General features: G+C 71.8%; 16 protein-coding genes. 8 read left to right on the top strand and 8 right to left on the bottom strand.

The features are described from left to right. Positions 1-379 precede the first annotated feature (379 nt). Complete coding sequence (locus ABZY33_RS16655; protein WP_356492296.1) at positions 380-970, top strand: suppressor of fused domain protein; 591 nt, start codon at positions 380-382, stop codon at positions 968-970. An 18-nt stretch (positions 971-988) separates the two neighbouring features. On the opposite strand, the gene ABZY33_RS16650 is transcribed toward ABZY33_RS16655, so the two are convergent. After that, positions 989-2,245 carry an MFS transporter gene (locus ABZY33_RS16650; RefSeq protein ID WP_356492295.1) on the bottom strand — a complete coding sequence of 419 codons (1,257 nt, stop codon included), beginning with the start codon at positions 2,243-2,245 and terminating at the stop codon, positions 989-991. 185 nt (positions 2,246-2,430) lie between these two features. Here ABZY33_RS16650 and ABZY33_RS16645 point away from each other — a divergent pair, with 185 nt between their 5' ends. From ABZY33_RS16645 to ABZY33_RS16635, 3 genes are all read left to right on the top strand, one after another. Then, positions 2,431-3,081 (top strand): DUF6758 family protein, encoded by a 651-nt coding sequence (locus ABZY33_RS16645; RefSeq protein WP_356492294.1) that lies wholly within the window; start codon positions 2,431-2,433, stop codon positions 3,079-3,081. 341 nt (positions 3,082-3,422) lie between these two features. Then, positions 3,423-4,295: a PHP domain-containing protein gene (locus ABZY33_RS16640; RefSeq protein ID WP_356492361.1), complete on the top strand. Its 873-nt coding sequence runs from the start codon at positions 3,423-3,425 to the stop codon at positions 4,293-4,295. A 113-nt stretch (positions 4,296-4,408) separates the two neighbouring features. Next, positions 4,409-5,014, top strand: a complete 606-nt coding sequence (locus ABZY33_RS16635; protein ID WP_356492293.1) for a MarC family protein — start codon at positions 4,409-4,411, stop codon at positions 5,012-5,014. Positions 5,015-5,095: 81 nt separating this feature from the next. Here the strand turns inward: ABZY33_RS16635 and ABZY33_RS16630 are convergent, their stop codons facing one another. Further along, a complete protein-coding gene (locus tag ABZY33_RS16630) occupies positions 5,096-5,248 on the bottom strand; it encodes a hypothetical protein (RefSeq protein ID WP_181512666.1) in 153 nt (50 codons plus the stop codon). Between the two features lie 262 nt (positions 5,249-5,510). Here ABZY33_RS16630 and ABZY33_RS16625 point away from each other — a divergent pair, with 262 nt between their 5' ends. Beyond that, complete coding sequence (locus tag ABZY33_RS16625) at positions 5,511-6,422, top strand: NYN domain-containing protein (protein ID WP_356492292.1); 912 nt, start codon at positions 5,511-5,513, stop codon at positions 6,420-6,422. Here the strand turns inward: ABZY33_RS16625 and ABZY33_RS16620 are convergent. After that, entirely contained in the window at positions 6,419-7,312 is an 894-nt protein-coding gene (locus ABZY33_RS16620; protein WP_356492291.1) for an alpha/beta hydrolase, read from the bottom strand. The genes ABZY33_RS16625 and ABZY33_RS16620 overlap by 4 nt on opposite strands. 103 nt (positions 7,313-7,415) lie before the next feature. After that, entirely contained in the window at positions 7,416-9,716 is a 2,301-nt protein-coding gene (locus ABZY33_RS16615) for a DEAD/DEAH box helicase (RefSeq protein WP_356492290.1), read from the bottom strand. A 513-nt stretch (positions 9,717-10,229) separates the two neighbouring features. Here ABZY33_RS16615 and ABZY33_RS16610 point away from each other — a divergent pair. Next, entirely contained in the window at positions 10,230-10,976 is a 747-nt protein-coding gene (locus ABZY33_RS16610) for a ferritin-like fold-containing protein (RefSeq protein WP_356492289.1), read from the top strand. Between the two features lie 35 nt (positions 10,977-11,011). On the opposite strand, the gene ABZY33_RS16605 is transcribed toward ABZY33_RS16610, so the two are convergent. From ABZY33_RS16605 to ABZY33_RS16590, 4 genes are all read right to left on the bottom strand, one after another. Further along, entirely contained in the window at positions 11,012-11,284 is a 273-nt protein-coding gene (locus ABZY33_RS16605; protein ID WP_356492288.1) for a hypothetical protein, read from the bottom strand. A gap of 222 nt (positions 11,285-11,506) precedes the next feature. Beyond that, positions 11,507-11,734: a DUF3107 domain-containing protein gene (locus tag ABZY33_RS16600; RefSeq protein ID WP_356492287.1), complete on the bottom strand. Its 228-nt coding sequence runs from the start codon at positions 11,732-11,734 to the stop codon at positions 11,507-11,509. Between the two features lie 168 nt (positions 11,735-11,902). Beyond that, positions 11,903-12,544 carry a TetR/AcrR family transcriptional regulator gene (locus ABZY33_RS16595; RefSeq protein ID WP_356492286.1) on the bottom strand — a complete coding sequence of 214 codons (642 nt, stop codon included), beginning with the start codon at positions 12,542-12,544 and terminating at the stop codon, positions 11,903-11,905. Positions 12,545-12,737: 193 nt separating this feature from the next. Continuing rightward, on the bottom strand, positions 12,738-12,956 hold the full coding sequence (locus ABZY33_RS16590; RefSeq protein ID WP_356492285.1) for a hypothetical protein: 219 nt from the start codon (positions 12,954-12,956) through the stop codon (positions 12,738-12,740). Positions 12,957-13,138: 182 nt separating this feature from the next. On the opposite strand from ABZY33_RS16590, the gene ABZY33_RS16585 reads away from it, so the two are divergent. Beyond that, positions 13,139-14,311, top strand: coding sequence for an alpha/beta hydrolase (locus ABZY33_RS16585; RefSeq protein ID WP_356492284.1), 1,173 nt, complete (start codon positions 13,139-13,141; stop codon positions 14,309-14,311). Between the two features lie 59 nt (positions 14,312-14,370). Continuing rightward, positions 14,371-15,642 carry a DUF3152 domain-containing protein gene (locus ABZY33_RS16580; protein WP_356492283.1) on the top strand — a complete coding sequence of 424 codons (1,272 nt, stop codon included), beginning with the start codon at positions 14,371-14,373 and terminating at the stop codon, positions 15,640-15,642. The last annotated feature ends 203 nt before the right edge of the window (positions 15,643-15,845 follow it).

The raw sequence follows: 15,845 nt of genomic DNA, 5'->3' as shown, positions 1-15,845 counted from the left end.
GGGGAGCACCGACCGACGCTGGGCGGCTTCGCTTACTGATTCCGACCAGGAAGACCGGAATGATCAGGCGGTGATGAAGCGCTCTTCCGGCTTACGCGGGCAGCCCGATGAGCAGAGAAACCTGCTGACTGCGAAGGGGCGTGCGGGCCTAGAGGCGGGAAGAACGGGTGATACTGCACGGTCGACTTCGATCCATGACAGCCCCACCTCCTCCGGCCGGTCCCCCGTGGGGGACATGTGTGGTTCGGTTCTTCGAAGGCTCCCGGAGCCTCCGGCGGGTACGCGCTGCGCACCATCCCGACCAGCGGCCAAGACTATCAGCCGACTGAAGAAGCGATCCCCTTCTTTACCCGTTGCATGCGAGTTCTATGCTCGCGGGATGGCAGAAGTTCTGGCGTTGGTGGAAGCCCGGCTGAGCACGGCCCTCGGCGAGCCGGACGCGCGCGCGGCGGTCACGTTCCTCGGCACCGACCGGATCGAGGTGCTGCGCTTCACCGACCACGATCAGGGCCTGGTCCGGTACGCGAGTCTCGGCATGTCGGCGTCCCCGATGGCCGACCCCACCGCGACCCTCGCCGACCCCGTCGCGGGGCCGCGCGCCGAACTGGTCCTGACGGTCCGCGCGGGGCTCGCCGACACGGACAAGGTGTTGCGCCCGCTCGCCGTCCTGGCCGCCTCACCACAGGTCGAGGGTGTCGTCGTGGCCCCCGGCGCCTCGCTCGACGTGGGCGAGCCGCTGTGGCCGGGCGCCCCGTTCACCTCGGTCCTCGTGGCGGAGCCGGGCGGCCTGGTCGAGGACCTGGACCTGGACGAGCCGCTCGACCCCGTACGGTTCCTGCCGCTGCTGCCCATGACACAGAACGAGGCGGCGTGGAAGCGGGTGCACGGCGCGGCCGCGCTCCAGGAGAAGTGGCTGAACAGCGGGACGGACCTGCGCGATCCGCTGCGCAGGCCCGTGACGTTCGACTGACGCTCCCTATCGCGGTCCCTACTGCGCGAAGACGCTCACGCTGTCCTCGGCGGCGTGCCGGGGCTCCAGCTCCTCGGCCTCGTGGGTGAGCGCGTTCCTGCGGACCCACACGACGAGGGCGCCGAGCACCGCCGTGACGGCGGCGACCACGAACGGGACGTGGATGTTGCTCCACTCCTCGATCTTCGGCGCGAAGAACGGGGCGGCGGCCGCGGCGAACCAGCGCACGAAGTTGTAGCCGGCGCTGGCCACCGGGCGCGGCGCGTCGGAGACGCCGAGCGCGAGTTCGGTGTAGACGGTGTTGTTCACGCCGATGAAGGCGCCGGACAGGATCGTGCAGACGACCGCCGCGGTGTGGTCGCCGTAGCCGAGGACGAGCACGTCCACGGCGAGCAGCACCAGCGAACCGCCGAGCACCTTCAGCGAACCGAACCGGGCCTGCATGCGCGGTGCGACGATCACCGAGAACAGGGCGAGCAGGACACCCCAGGCGAAGAAGACGCCGCCCGATTTGTACGGCGTCATGTTCAGCACGAACGGCGTGAAGGCCAGCACCGTGAAGAACGTGTAGTTGTAGAAGAACGCGGAGATCGCCGCCGAGGCGAGACCGCCGTGGCCCAGCGCCTTGATCGGGTCCAGGATCGACGTCTTGGTGGCGGGCTTGGGCTGCTCCTTCAGGAACACCGTGATGCAGACGAACCCGATGGCCATCAGCGCGGCCGTGCCGAAGAACGGGTAGCGCCAGCTCGCGTTGCCGAGCAGGGCGCCGACGAGCGGCCCGCACGCCATGCCGAGGCCCAGCGCGGACTCGTAGAGCAGGATCGCGGCGGCGCTGCCGCCGGCCGCGGCGCCGACGATGACGGCGAGAGCGGTCGAGACGAAGAGGGCGTTGCCCAGGCCCCAGCCGGCGCGGAAGCCGACGAGTTCGCCGACCGAGCCGGAGGTGCCGGCGAGCGCGGCGAAGACCACGACGAGCGCGAGCCCGGCGAGCAGGGTCTTCTTGCCGCCGATCCGGCTGGAGACGAACCCGGTCACCAGCATCGCGACGGCGGTGATGAGGAAGTAGGAGGTGAAGAGCAGGGAGACCTGGCTGGGCGTCGCCTGGAGCCCCTTGGCGATGGAGGGCAGGATCGGGTCGACGAGCCCGATGCCCATGAAGGCGACGACGGATGCCCCGGCGGTCGCCCAGACCGCCTTCGGCTGACGCAGCAGGCTGGTCGCCCCCGCGTCGAGCGTGTCCCCTTCGGCGGGACCTCCTGTGGTGCTGTGGCTCATACCGGCTCCTTGTTTCCACGTCTCCACGGATCGTTGGCCTATGCACATAATAAGTTAGCCGAGCTAATTAATGCAAGTTACATCTAGATCGGTACGGGGGTCCGCTCCGGCCACCCCGCCGCGGCCGCCTCCGGACGGGTGATCGTCCTTGACGCGACGCGGGACGGGGAGGACCGTGGAGCTTTATGAGGGGCGAACCCAGTTGCCCGAAGTGTGGTGGCCGGGTCAGGGCTCCCGGCCTCTTCTCCGACTCCTGGCAGTGCGACGCGCACGGCCCGGTGCACCCGCTGCAGCCCGTGATCCCGCCCAGCGTCGAAGCCCTCGGCGTCGTGGTGCGCCGCGCCCAGGTGCCCGTCTGGATGCCGTGGCCGCTCCCGGTCGGCTGGCTCTTCACCGGCGTGGCCGACGCGGGGGACGACCGCACCGGCGGCCGCGCCACCGCCGTCGCCTGCTCCGGGCCCGGCCCCCTCGGCGGCATCGGTGAGCTGGTGCTCGTCGCCGAGGAGCTCGGCGTCGGACTCGGCGCGCGCTACGCGGGCATCGACGGCCCCGACCCCGGCCCGTCCCTGGACGTCTCCGGACCGCCGCAGGTCAAGCTGCTCGCGGCCGGCCGGCCGACGCCGATGTGGCATGTCGCGGGCGCGCCCCCCGACCGCGCCGTCTTCGCGGGCGAGGCGTGTGGGCTGTGGCTGTGGGGCATCGTCTGGCCCGAGCAGTCCGGATTGCTGATGTACGACGAGCTGGTCCTCACGGACCTGCGGGACGCGGGCGCGGAGGTCGACCTGCTGCCGTGCGGGGCGCTGTCGCCGCGGATCCTGGAGGGCGGAGAGCTGTAGCGCTCCGCGTCGGGTCAGGGCGGGGGGCCGTATGGGGTGCGGGCCTTGTCGTGGGTGGTAGCCGTACGGGGCCTCGGGTCCGGCTGGGGTGGTGAGCTGTAAGAGACCCGCGCCCGGCCGGGGCAGCGAGCCGCAAGAGACCCATGTCCGACCGGGGCGGTGTCCCGTACGGGCCCGGGCCCGTACGGGGCAGCGAGCCGCAAGGGCCCGGCGCCGGTCGGGCAGTGGCGGCGGTGTCCGGAAGTCCCGTTACCCTTGAGCGGTCCCCTCTGTACGAACTGTCCGCCGTGAGCCGTACGAAGGGGACCGTTCCCGTCCGTCCGAGCCTGGAGTACGCAGCCGTGCGCATCGACCTGCACACCCACTCCACCGCCTCCGACGGCACGGACACCCCGGCCGAGCTGGTGCGGGGCGCGGCGGCGGCCGGACTGGACGTCGTGGCGCTCACCGACCACGACTCCACCCGCGGCCACGCCGAGGCGATCGCCGCGCTGGACGGGCTCCCGGACGGACCGACCCTGGTCACCGGCGCCGAACTCTCCTGCCGCCTCGACGGCGTGGGCCTGCACATGCTGGCCTACCTGTTCGACCCCGAGGAGCCCGCGCTGCTCGCCGAGCGCGAGCTGGTCCGCGACGACCGCGTCCCGCGCGCCAAGGGCATGATCGCCAAGCTGAACGAGCTGGGTGTCCCCGTCACCTGGGACCAGGTCGCCCGGATCGCCGGGGACGGCTCGGTCGGCCGCCCGCACATCGCCTCCGCCCTCGTCGAGCTGGGCGTCGTGCCCACGGTCTCCGACGCGTTCACGCCCGAGTGGCTGGCCGACGGCGCCCGCGCCTACGTCGCCAAGCACGAGACGGACCCCTTCGAGGCGATCCGCCTGGTCAAGGCCGCGGGCGGGGTCACGGTCTTCGCCCACCCGGGCGCGGCCAAGCGCGGCAGGACGGTCCCGGAGTCGGCGATCGCGGAGCTGACCGCGGCCGGTCTCGACGGCATCGAGGTCGACCACATGGACCACGACGCGGCGACCCGGGACCGGCTGCGCGGCCTGGCCGCCGACATCGGCCTGCTCACCACCGGCTCCTCGGACTACCACGGCAGCCGCAAGACGTGTGTGCTCGGCGAGTACACGACGGACCCCGAGATCTACGGGGAGATCACGCGCCGTGCCACGGGCGCCTTCCCGGTGCCCGGCGCCGGCGGACGCTCCGTCTGACCCTCCGGCCCGCCCCTCCTTCTTCTCCCGGTCCGCCCCCTCATCTCCGCTCGCCGGCCGCGCGCGCCCTTCTGCCGCGCTCCGGCTCAACACCCGCAAGGCAAGCCCACATCGTGTTCGACGTCGCCGTTTTCGGATCCCTTTTTCTCACGCTTTTCGTGATCATGGATCCCCCCGGAATCACTCCGATCTTCCTCGCCCTCACCGCGGGCCGCCCCGCCAAGGTCCAGAAGCGCATGGCCTTCCAGGCGGTGTGCGTCGCCTTCGGCGTCATCGCCGTCTTCGGCGTCCTGGGTCACCAGATCCTCGACTACCTGCACGTCTCGGTCCCGGCCCTGATGATCGCGGGCGGTCTGCTGCTCCTGCTCATCGCCCTCGACCTGCTCACCGGCAAGAACGACGAACCGCAGCAGACGAAGGACGTGAACGTCGCCCTCGTCCCGCTCGGCATGCCGCTGCTCGCCGGACCCGGCGCGATCGTCTCGGTGATCCTGGCGGTCCAGAAGGCGCACTCGGTCACCACGCAGCTCTCCGTGTGGACGGCGATCCTCGCCATCCATGTGGTCCTGTGGCTGGTGATGCGCTACTCGCTGGTGATCATCCGCATCATCAAGGACGGTGGCGTGGTCCTCGTGACCCGGCTCGCCGGCATGATGCTCTCCGCGATCGCCGTGCAGCAGATCATCAACGGCGTGACCCAGGTGATCCAGAACAGCTGACCGCCCGCTCGGGCCCGGACACGCGAAGCCCCCGTACGCGTCGTGCGCACGGGGGCTTCGAAGAGTGTGAGTCGCTCGCCGTTATGAGGCGGACGACTCGGCCGGGCGGATGTAGAGGCGCTGCCCTATGGCGGCCGCCTGCTGAACGATCCGGTTGACGGAGGCGGCGTCCACGACGGTGGTGTCCACGGCGGTACCGTCGACGTCGTCAAGACGCATGATTTCGAAGCGCAAGGGCTTCTCCCTTCGTCTGGTGATCCTCCTGAAGGAGAACTACTGGTGCAGGTTCACCATGGTGAACCTGCCGTACGGCCAGGCGGTTGCCTGACCGTTAAGAGTGGATTGCGGGGCCAGAGTGCCCCACGTTCTGTAGGGGATAACGAGTTGCCCCCAGCAAACATTCCCTACGCTAAAGAAATTTTTCGAGAACCTAATTACTTGCGGGTAGCGGGGCCGGTCGTGCACGGTCCGTGACGCCCGGGGACAATGGACGGCGATGAACGCAACCCACCCGGACGGCCCCCTCGCCGCCGTCGAGGACCGCCTCGCCACCACGAACGATCTGCTCAGACGGATGCTGGCCGAGGTCGCCAAGACCCCGTCCACGAACGCGATCTTCGTGGACGCGGGGTACCTGTACGCGGCCGCGGGCCGCCTCGTCGCCGGCACCGAGGACCGGCGCTCCTTCGACCTGGACGCCGAAGGGCTCATCGACGCCCTGATCGACAAGGCCCGCACGATCTTCGCGGACAGCCGGCTGCTGCGCGTCTACTGGTACGACGGCGCGCGCCGCCGCATGCACACCACCGAGCAGCAGTCCATCGCCGCACTGCCCGACGTCAAGGTCCGCCTCGGCAACCTGAACGCGAACAACCAGCAGAAGGGCGTCGACTCCCTCATCCGCAGCGACCTGGAGTCCCTCGCCCGCCACCGCGCCATCAGCGACGCGGCCCTGCTCGGCGGCGACGAGGACCTGGTCTCCGCCGTCGAGGCCGCCCAGGGCTACGGCGCCCGCGTCCACCTGTGGGGCATCGAGGCGGTCGGCGGACCCAACCAGGCCGAACCGCTCCTGTGGGAGGTCGACAGCCAGCGCACGCTCGACCTCGACTTCTTCAAGCCGTACGTGTCCCGGCGCGCCCTCACGTCGTACGAGGCCGGGGACGCGCCGCGCCCCACCCGCGAGCAGGTCCGCTTCGCCGGGGCGCGGATCGCGGCGCAGTGGCTCGGGGAGCGCGGCCGCGAGGCGTTCGCCGAGGTGCTGCCCGGCCACCCCTACCTGCCGGGCCCGGTCGACCAGGAGCTGCTGGTCGAGGCGGAGGCCATCCTCCAGTACTCCCTGCGCGGCCAGTCCGATCTGCGGCGGGCGCTGCGGGACGGGTTCTGGGCGCATCTTCAGGCGCAGTTCTAGAGGTGCGGGACGCCGTCCGCCCAGACCGGGTGGCGGTCCCAGAAGGCACTGAGGGCCGCGGCCGTCTCGTCCGGGCGGTCCGTGTTGGGGGAGTGCTCGGCGCCCGTGATCACGGTCCGCTCGGCCTTGAGCCGCCGTGCCATCTCGTCGAGCAGCGGCACCGGCCAGGCCTCGTCCCGCTCGCCGGACAGGACGTGCACGGGCAGCGCGAGCGCGGCCAGTTCGTCGACCCGGTCCGGCTCGCTCCGCAACTGCCGCCCGGTCGCGATGAGTTGGGCCGGACTGTTGCTCAGCCAGCGCTCGCGCAGCTCCGCCTCGTCCCCGCGCGCCTCGATCACGTCGTCGGCCGGGTCGGCCGCCTCCATGGCCTGCACGGCCTCCAGCACCTGCGCCAGGTCGAGCGTGGCCAGCGCGGCCTGCAGCAGTTCGACGCGCTGCTGCTGCGCCGGGGTGACCGCAGCCGGGCCGGACGCCATCAGCGTCAGCGAGGCGAACGGGGCCGGGTCGGCGAGGACCGCGGCGCGCGCGATGAGCCCGCCGAGCGAGTGGCCGAGCAGATGGATCTTGGCGGGGCCGAGCGCGGCGGCCTGGGCGAGTACGTCCCGCGCCAACTCCGGTTGCGCGTAGGGGCGTTCGTCGTCCCTGGGGCCGGCCGTCTGGTACTGGCCGCGGCCGTCGACGCTGACGGTGCGGTATCCGGCGGCGGTCAGGGGCACGTGCAGCGCGATGAAGTCCTCTTTGCTGCCGGTGAACCCCGGCACCAGCAGCGCGGTACCCCGTACGGGGCCGGACGCGGGCTCACCGACGAGCGCGGCGAAGTCGCCTCGGGCGGTGCGCAGGACGTGGGCGCGGGTGCCGGGCGGCGGGGTGAAGGTGTGGGGCCTGCTCATGCGGTGAGGTTACGCGGCCGCGGGGTTCGGGCGTCCCGGGGGCCCACGGCAGAGGCCCGGACCCCGCGGTGCGGGATCCGGGCCTCGTCGGGCGCGGTGCGGATCAGGCCTCGGGGGCCTTGGCCACGGCCTTCTTGCGCGTGCGCTTCGGCTTCGCCTCGGCGTCGGTCCCGGCCTCGGCCTGCGCCGGAACCGCGGCGACGGCCTTCTTGCGGGTCCGCTTCGGCTTGGCCTCGGCGGCCTCGCCCTCGGCCTGCGCCGGAACCGCGGCGACGGCCTTCTTACGAGTCCGCTTGGGAGCGGCCTCGGTGACGTCGGCGGCGGTCTCGACCGGCGCGACAGCCTTCTTGCGCGTGCGCTTGGGTGCGGCCTCGGCCGCCTCCGTGGTGGTCTCGACCGGCGCGGTGGCCTTCTTGCGGGTCCGCTTGGGTGCGGCCTCAGCCGCCTCCGTGGTGGTCTCGACCGGCGCGACAGCCTTCTTGCGGGTCCGCTTGGGTGCGGCCTCCGCGGTCTCCGTGGCGGCCTCGACCGGCGCGACAGCCTTCTTGCGCGTGCGCTTCGGCGCGGCCTCGGCCGCCTCCGCGGCGGCCTCGACCGGCGCGGTGGCCTTCTTGCGCGTGCGGGCCGGCTTGGTCTCGACGGCCTCCGCCGGGTCGACGGTGACCTCCGGCTTCTTGCGCGTACGGCGCGGCGCGGTCACCGCGGCCTCCGCCTGGACGGGCTCGGCGACCGGCGCGACGGCCTCGGCCGTCACGGCGACGGCGTCCGCCCTCTTGCGCGTCCGACGACGGGGCACGGCCGGAGCCTCGGCCTCGACGGCGGCCGGCTCGGCCACCTGCGCGGGGACGGCCGCGACCGTCTCGACGACGGCCTCGGCCACAGAAGCGGCGGCGGGAGCGGACTGCGCGGCACCGCGCGTACGGCGACGGCGGCGCGGCGTGCGCGGTCCGGCGGCGTCCTCGACCACAGGTGCGGGCGTGACGGGCGCGGACGTGACGGGCGCCGGGGCGACGGTGGTCGCCTCCGCGGCCACCGGCTCGCCGTTGCGCGTGCGGCGACGGCGGCGCGGGGTGCGAGCCGCACGCTCCTGATCACGGTCACGGTCGCGGTCGTGGTCCCGGCCACCGCGGTCGCGGTCACGGCCACCCCGGTCGCGGTCCCGGTCCTGCGACGGACGGCCACCACGGCCACGCTGCGAGGCGCCGCGGCCCCCGGTCTCACCCAGGTCCTCGATCTCCTCGGCCGCGAGTCCGGCGCGCGTCCGCTCGCCGCGCGGCAGAACACCCTTGGTGCCGGCCGGGATGTTCAGCTCCTCGTACAGGTGCGGCGAGGAGGAGTACGTCTCGACCGGGTCGTTGAACTTCAGGTCGAGCGCCTTGTTGATCAGCTGCCAGCGCGGGATGTCGTCCCAGTCGACCAGCGTGATCGCGATGCCCTTCTTGCCCGCGCGGCCGGTGCGGCCGATGCGGTGGAGGTACGTCTTCTCGTCCTCGGGCGTCTGGTAGTTGATGACGTGCGTGACGTCGTCCACGTCGATACCGCGCGCGGCGACATCGGTGCAGACCAGCACGTCCACCTTGCCGTTGCGGAACGCGCGCAGCGCCTGCTCGCGCGCGCCCTGGCCGAGGTCGCCGTGGACGGCGCCGGAGGCGAAGCCGCGCTTCTGCAACTGCTCCGCGATGTCGGCGGCGGTCCGCTTGGTCCGGCAGAAGATCATCGTGAGCCCGCGGCCGTCGGCCTGCAGGATGCGCGCGACCATCTCGGGCTTGTCCATGTTGTGCGCGCGGTACACGTGCTGCGCGGTGTTGCGCACGGTCGCGCCCTCGTCGTCCGGCGAGGTGGCGCTGATGTGGGTGGGCTGCGACATGTACCGGCGGGCCAGGCCGATGACGGCGCCCGGCATGGTCGCCGAGAACAGCATCGTCTGCCGCTTCGGCGGAAGATAGTTGATGATCTTCTCGACGTCGGGCAGGAAGCCGAGGTCCAGCATCTCGTCGGCCTCGTCGAGGACGAGCACCCTCACGTGCGAGAGGTCGAGCTTCTTCTGGCCGGCGAGGTCGAGCAGGCGGCCCGGGGTGCCGACGATCACGTCGACGCCCTTCTTCAGAGCCTCGACCTGGGGCTCGTAGGCACGGCCGCCATATATGGCGAGCACGCGCACATTGCGCACCTTGCCGGCGGTCAGCAGGTCATTGGTCACCTGCGTGCACAGCTCGCGCGTCGGGACGACGACGAGCGCCTGCGGGGCGTCGGTCAGCTGCTCGGGCCTGGCCCGGCCCGCCTCGACGTCCGCGGGGACGGTGACGCGCTCCAGGATCGGCAGCCCGAAACCGAGGGTCTTGCCCGTGCCGGTCTTGGCCTGGCCGATGACGTCCGAGCCCGAGAGGGCGACGGGGAGCGTCATCTCCTGGATGGGGAAGGCGGTGACGATGCCGACGGCCTCCAGGGCCTCGGCGGTCTCGGGCAGGATGCCCAGTTGACGAAAGGTGGAAGTCTGCGTAGTCAGGGTGCTGCCTCTTCTGTGAGGTGCGGTGCGAGGCGAACGCGGGGGTCGTGACCGTGCCGGTGTTACGCCGGTCTCGATCCGCGGGTGCGGGTGGACCGGGTGACGCGGGACCACTGCCGACGCTCGAGCGCTCGTACCGCTGAGGGCCCCTCCTCGTGCCGTACGTCGTGTGACGGACCGGCTGGAGGGCTGTCGGGTCGGAGCCGATCGGGCCTCCGACCGGGCATCCTCATTCGTGCGGCCCGTCGCGTGTATGCGCAAGCGCCAAGAATTCGGGCTTGCACTCGGCGGGCTCTTTACCACCATACCCCGGAAACCCGCAGGCGCGATGGCCGAATTGGTCACGTAGTCGTTGTCACACTCCTTGACCAGGGAGTTCCGGGGGGCGGCGAGCGGGCTATTGTGCGCTTCATGGAGACGCCTGACAACGCCACGCCGTCCGCCGAAGCGACCCCCGCACCGACCGGGATCGCCGCCCAGGACTGGGCCACCGCGTCCGCGGACGCGCACTACCGCGCCGCCGTCGTCGACCTGCTCGGCGCCCTCGCGTACGGGGAGCTGGCCGCGTTCGAGCGCCTCGCTGAGGACGCCAAGCTGGCGCCGACCCTGGCCGACAAGGCGGAGCTGGCGAAGATGGCCTCCGCCGAGTTCCACCACTTCGAGCAGTTGCGCGGCCGGCTCTCGGCGATCGGCGTCGAGCCGACCGACGCGATGGACCCTTTCGTCGGCGCCCTCGACGGCTTCCACAAGCAGACCGCCCCGTCGGACTGGCTGGAAGGGCTGGTCAAGGCGTACGTGGGGGACTCGATCGCCAGTGACTTCTACCGTGAGGTCGCGGCCCGGCTCGACTCCGACACCCGCTCCCTGGTGCTCGCCGTGCTCGACGACACCGGGCACGCCTCGTTCGCCGTCGAGAAGGTGCGCGCGGCGATCGACGCCGACCCGCGCGTGGGCGGCCGGCTCGCTCTGTGGGCACGCCGGCTGATGGGCGAGGCCCTGTCGCAGTCGCAGCGGGTGGTCGCCGACCGTGACGCGCTGTCGACGATGCTGGTCGGGGGCGTGGCCGACGGGTTCGATCTTGCCGAGGTCGGCCGGATGTTCTCGCGGATCACCGAGGCGCACACCAAGCGGATGGCGGCCCTGGGCCTCGCCGCGTAGCCCTGCACGCGGTCACGCGCCCCGCTGGAGCCCGGCTACGGGTTCGGGCTCAGCCGGTGCGCTCTGCCCCGCGCCGGGCGCAGCAGCAGCGACAGCAGGGCCGTCGCCAGGACGAACGCGCCGACGAGCGTGGCGAGCGCGTGGCCCGCGCCCAGCGCGCTGTGAGTGATGAAGGCTCCGAACAGAGCGCCCGCGATCCCGGTCGGCAGCACCAGGGTGCGCGACGGAAGGCGGTGCGGTACACGCTGGCCGGCGGCCCATGCGAGGGCCAGGCCGAGCAGTGCGGAGCCGAGAGCTTCAAGAAGCATGATGAGGGTCCCTCCCGCGCTGCCAGTGGGTGCAAATCGGTTCTAGCCGGTCTACCCCCGGCACCCGGAACGCAACCCTCCCCGTGTGAGCCCGATGTGCGTGCCCTGTGAACGCAGGGCGGCATCCGCGGGTACAGAGCGAGTAACCCAGTACGGGTAAGGGCCCGACGGCACAGTCGCCGTCGGGCCCTTACCCGTACTGCTTCGCTGCTGGTCGGTGCTTTACAGCGGGCCGAAGCCCACCTTGCGCACCGACGGCTCGCCGATCTCCACATAGGCGAGGCGCTCCGCCGGCACCAGCACCTTGCGGCCCTTCTCATCCGTCAGGGAGAGCAGCTGCGCCTTGCCGGACAATGCCTCGGACACCGCGCTCTCGACCGCCTCGGCGGACTGGCCGCTCTCCAGAACGATCTCGCGGGGCGTGTGCAGCACGCCGATCTTGACCTCCACGGCCTTGTCCCTCCGACGATCCGTGATGTGCGCGGACGACCGCGCGCCGTACGCAGCAAACACTAGCCCGGCGAGACGAGGCACCCGGCGCCCCGGTAGCACGCCAAGAGCGAACACCGGGACGGGAACAAATTCGTGTGACGGGTGCGCGGCGTGGGCACAGGGCCCTCAGTGCTGGTCCGCGCCGTGCAGCGGGAACCCGGCGATGCCGCGCCAGGCCAGCGACGTCAGCAGCTGGACGGCCTTGTCCCGCTCGACCGGGCTGGCACTGGAGAGCCAGTAGCGGGCGACGACCTGCGAGACGCCGCCCAGGCCCACGGCGAGCAGCATCGACTCGTCCTTGGACAGGCCGGTGTCCTCGGCGATCACGTCCGAGATGGCCTCGGCGCACTGCAGGCTGACCCGGTCGACGCGCTCGCGCACCGCCGGCTCGTTCGTCAGGTCCGACTCGAAGACCAGCCGGAAGGCGCCGCCGTCGTCCTGTACGTACGCGAAGTAGGCGTCCATCGTCGCCGCGACGCGCTGCTTGTTGTCCGTCGTGGAGGCGAGCGCCGTACGGACCGACTGCAGCAGCGATTCGCAGTGCTGGTCGAGCAGGGCCAGGTAGAGGTCGAGCTTGCCCGGGAAGTGCTGGTAGAGGACCGGCTTGCTGACCCCGGCCCGCTCGGCGATGTCGTCCATCGCGGCCGCGTGGTACCCCTGCGCGACAAAAACCTCCTGGGCCGCGCCCAGGAGCTGATTGCGTCGGGCTCGGCGCGGCAGGCGCGTGCCCTTGGGGCGCGCTGCCTCCGTCTGCTCGATGGCTGTCACGCCGCCTCCCAAAATCGTCCGTGCGCGGTGTGCGCCGCGCCGTCATCGTACTTTTGGGTAACCGTGATGTGCGCGGTGCGAGCGCAGAATTTCACGGACCGGACGCCTGGGAAAGCGGCGTCCGGCGCACCTATGTCCGCAAAGCGGCGCATACTGCCACGCCTTTCATGACGTCACCGCCACTGGCTCACGGTCACCGGTAGTCGTCCTCGTCGAGCGCGACGATCCGCGCCTGTTCCGCCCGGTCCCCCTCGTCCGCGCTGTCCGGTCGCGCGGTCGCTCCGAGGTCGGCGTCCTGGCCGGGGGAGACCTCCGTCAGCTGCTCGGCGGTGTCCGCCTCCGGGGCCTCCACGTCGATCTCCGGGGGTTCCTCGGTGGCGAAGGTCTCGGGATCACTGGGGTCGACGGTCATGAATGGCTCCCTTCCTCACGTGTACGTGCGGGGCGGGTGCCCTGAATCGAGCGTAGGAGACACCCGAAGGGGCCGCTATGTGATCTCCGGCCGGATGAGAGCCGGGCTTTGGGCAGAACTATGAGCTATCTGTGACGGCGAACACACGAATCGGCGCGTGATCGTCTCGTAACATATCCCGCATGTCTTCGTCCGATTCGCCGCGCGTGCCTCCCGTCATCGCCGCCGCGGTGCCCAAGCCGGGCACCGTCGAGGTCGCGGAGGGGGAGCGGCTCCGCTCGGTCGGTCTGCCAGGGCTCACACTGTCGGTCCGGTCCCGCCCGGCCGCGCGGGACGGGCTGCCGCCCGCGCTGTACGTGCACGGACTCGGCGGTTCCTCGCAGAACTGGTCGGCGCTGATGCCGCTGCTGGAGGACAGCGTGGACGGCGAGGCGGTCGACCTCCCCGGCTTCGGTGACTCACCGCCGCCGGACGACGGTGACTACTCGGTGACCGGGCACGCGCGCGCGGTGATCCGTTTTCTCGACGCGCGCGGCCGCGGCCCGGTCCACCTCTTCGGGAACTCGCTCGGCGGCGCCGTCACCACCCGCGTCGCCGCCGTCCGCCCCGACCTCGTCCGAACCCTGACGCTGGTCTCGCCCGCCCTGCCCGAACTGCGGGTGCAGCGCACCGCTCTGCCGACGGGGCTGCTCGCCCTGCCCGGTGTCGCCGCTCTCTTCACGCGCCTCACCAAGGAGTGGACGCCCGAGCAGCGGGTGCGCGGCGTGACGGCCCTCTGCTACGGCGACCCGGGCCGGGTCTCGCCCGAGGGTTTCCGGGCCGCCGTGGAGGAGATGGAACGCCGGCTGCAACTGCCGTACTTCTGGGACGCGATGGCCCGCTCCGCGCGCGGGGTGGTGAACGCGTATACGCTCGGCGGCCAGCACGGGTTGTGGCGCCAGGCCGAGCGGGTCCTCGCGCCGACCCTGCTCATCTACGGGGGGCGCGACCAGCTCGTCTCGTACCGGATGGCGGCGCGCGCGGCGCGCACCTACCGGGACTCGCGCCTCCTCACGCTGCCGGACGCGGGGCATGTTGCCATGATGGAGTACCCGGAGCGGGTCGCCGCGGCGTTCCGGGAACTTTTCGCGGACACCGAGGCGTTGAACCCGCAGCGCGATCGTGCGCCCGCGACCGCGCCGGACATCACCCGGGACGGGACGGCGGGAAGCACGGACAGCGCCGCCAGGAGCAGCACGAGCGGTACGAGCAGTACGAACGGCACGAGGAAGAGCGCGACGAGCACCACGACGGACAGCACGGCGAACAGCACGACGGACGGTACGACCAAGAGCACGACCGAGCAGGGGAGCTGAGGCGGCGAGTGGGACGGCACAGCCGCCTAGAACCGGCAGACAACGGCGACACCGCCGACATGCCACGCGTACCCGCGGCGTCCGCCGCACCCGGGCCGGCGCACCCTGGCACCGGGCGGCGGCGCCGGACGCCGGTCCAGATGCCTGCCGAGATGCCGGTGGAGATGCCGGTCGAGGCGCCTGCCTCCGCCACCCGCCCGCACCCGGGGGCCGAGCCGCCACGCGTGCGCGGCGGCCACCCCGAGCAGCGGGAGCCCGGCGGCGGCTGGGGCGCGCCCGGTGGCTCCCGGAGTGCCGCGAGCGGCGCCACGACGCCGCACGGCCCTCCGTTCGTGCCGCGCCAGCGGCCCCGCCAGGAGTACGTCGACGCCTTCGGCAAGGGCACCTCCAAGGACCCGTACGCCGCCGTCACGGCGTGGGACGACGAGGCGGCCGCGGTCTCCGAGGTGCTCGCGGTCCCGGATGCGGGACCGGCCCCGACCGGGCCCGACGGCGGGCGGGAGAAGCGCGGCAAGGGCCTCACCTACACCGGCATCGCCGCCGCGGCCGTCACCACGGTGCTCGCCGTCGTCGTCGCCGGGCAGGTCACCGGCCGGGACGGCGGTTCCACCGCCGAGGCGCAGGCGCGGTCCGCCGGGGGCGCCCGCGTCCACGACGGTTCGGCCTCCCGTTCGGACGACCGCGCCACCCCGTCGAAGGCCGCCCCGGCGGTTCCGGCGACGTATGCGCAGAAGATGAGCACGAAGTACCCCCTGGCCGCGAACCTGAAGGGGCCGGGGAAGTTCGAGGCGGTCCCGGGGTTCGAGAAGGCACCGGGGCGCGGGGAGAAGTTCCGGTACCGCATCGACGTGGAGAAGGGGCTCGGGCTCGACGGCGCGCTCTTCGCGCAGGCGGTGCAGAAGACCCTGAACGACCGCCGGAGCTGGGCGCACAACGGCGCCCGTACGTTCGAGCGCATCTCCTCCGGCGAGCCGAACTTCGTGATCACCCTCGCCAGCCCCGGGACCACGGCCACCTGGTGCGCCAAGTCGGGACTGGACACGACCGAGGACAACGTGTCGTGCGACTCCGCCGCCACCAAGCGCGTGATGATCAACGCCTATCGATGGGCGCAGGGTTCGAAGACCTACGACGACGTGCTGCACGGCGGCGCGATCTACCCGTACCGGCAGATGCTCATCAACCACGAGGTCGGCCACCGGCTCGGCCACAACCACGTGACCTGCTCACAGAACGGCGCGTTGGCCCCGGTCATGCAGCAGCAGACCAAGTTCCTGAGCCTCGATGGCATCACGTGCAAGCCCAACCCCTGGGTCTATCCCAAGGGTTGACCCTCCGTAGCTTTCTGTAGCGGAATGATCCCTTAGCGCGACCAAACGTCACGCGCGCGGGAAAGTTACGACCGTTCACCCCTTTTGGTGGCGCGATGGACAACCGTCCCGTCCGGGTCCTGCTCGACGCCGGTCAGGCGCACGCCCCACTCGGTCTCGACGCCGAGCCGGGCCACCGCCGCGCGCAGCACGTCCTCGGTCTC

The sequence above is a fragment of the Streptomyces sp. NPDC006552 genome (genome assembly GCF_040611655.1).
Lineage (GTDB): Bacteria > Actinomycetota > Actinomycetes > Streptomycetales > Streptomycetaceae > Streptomyces.
Note: the sequence above shows the minus strand (reverse complement) of the source record. Positions and strands in the feature narration are given on the sequence as shown.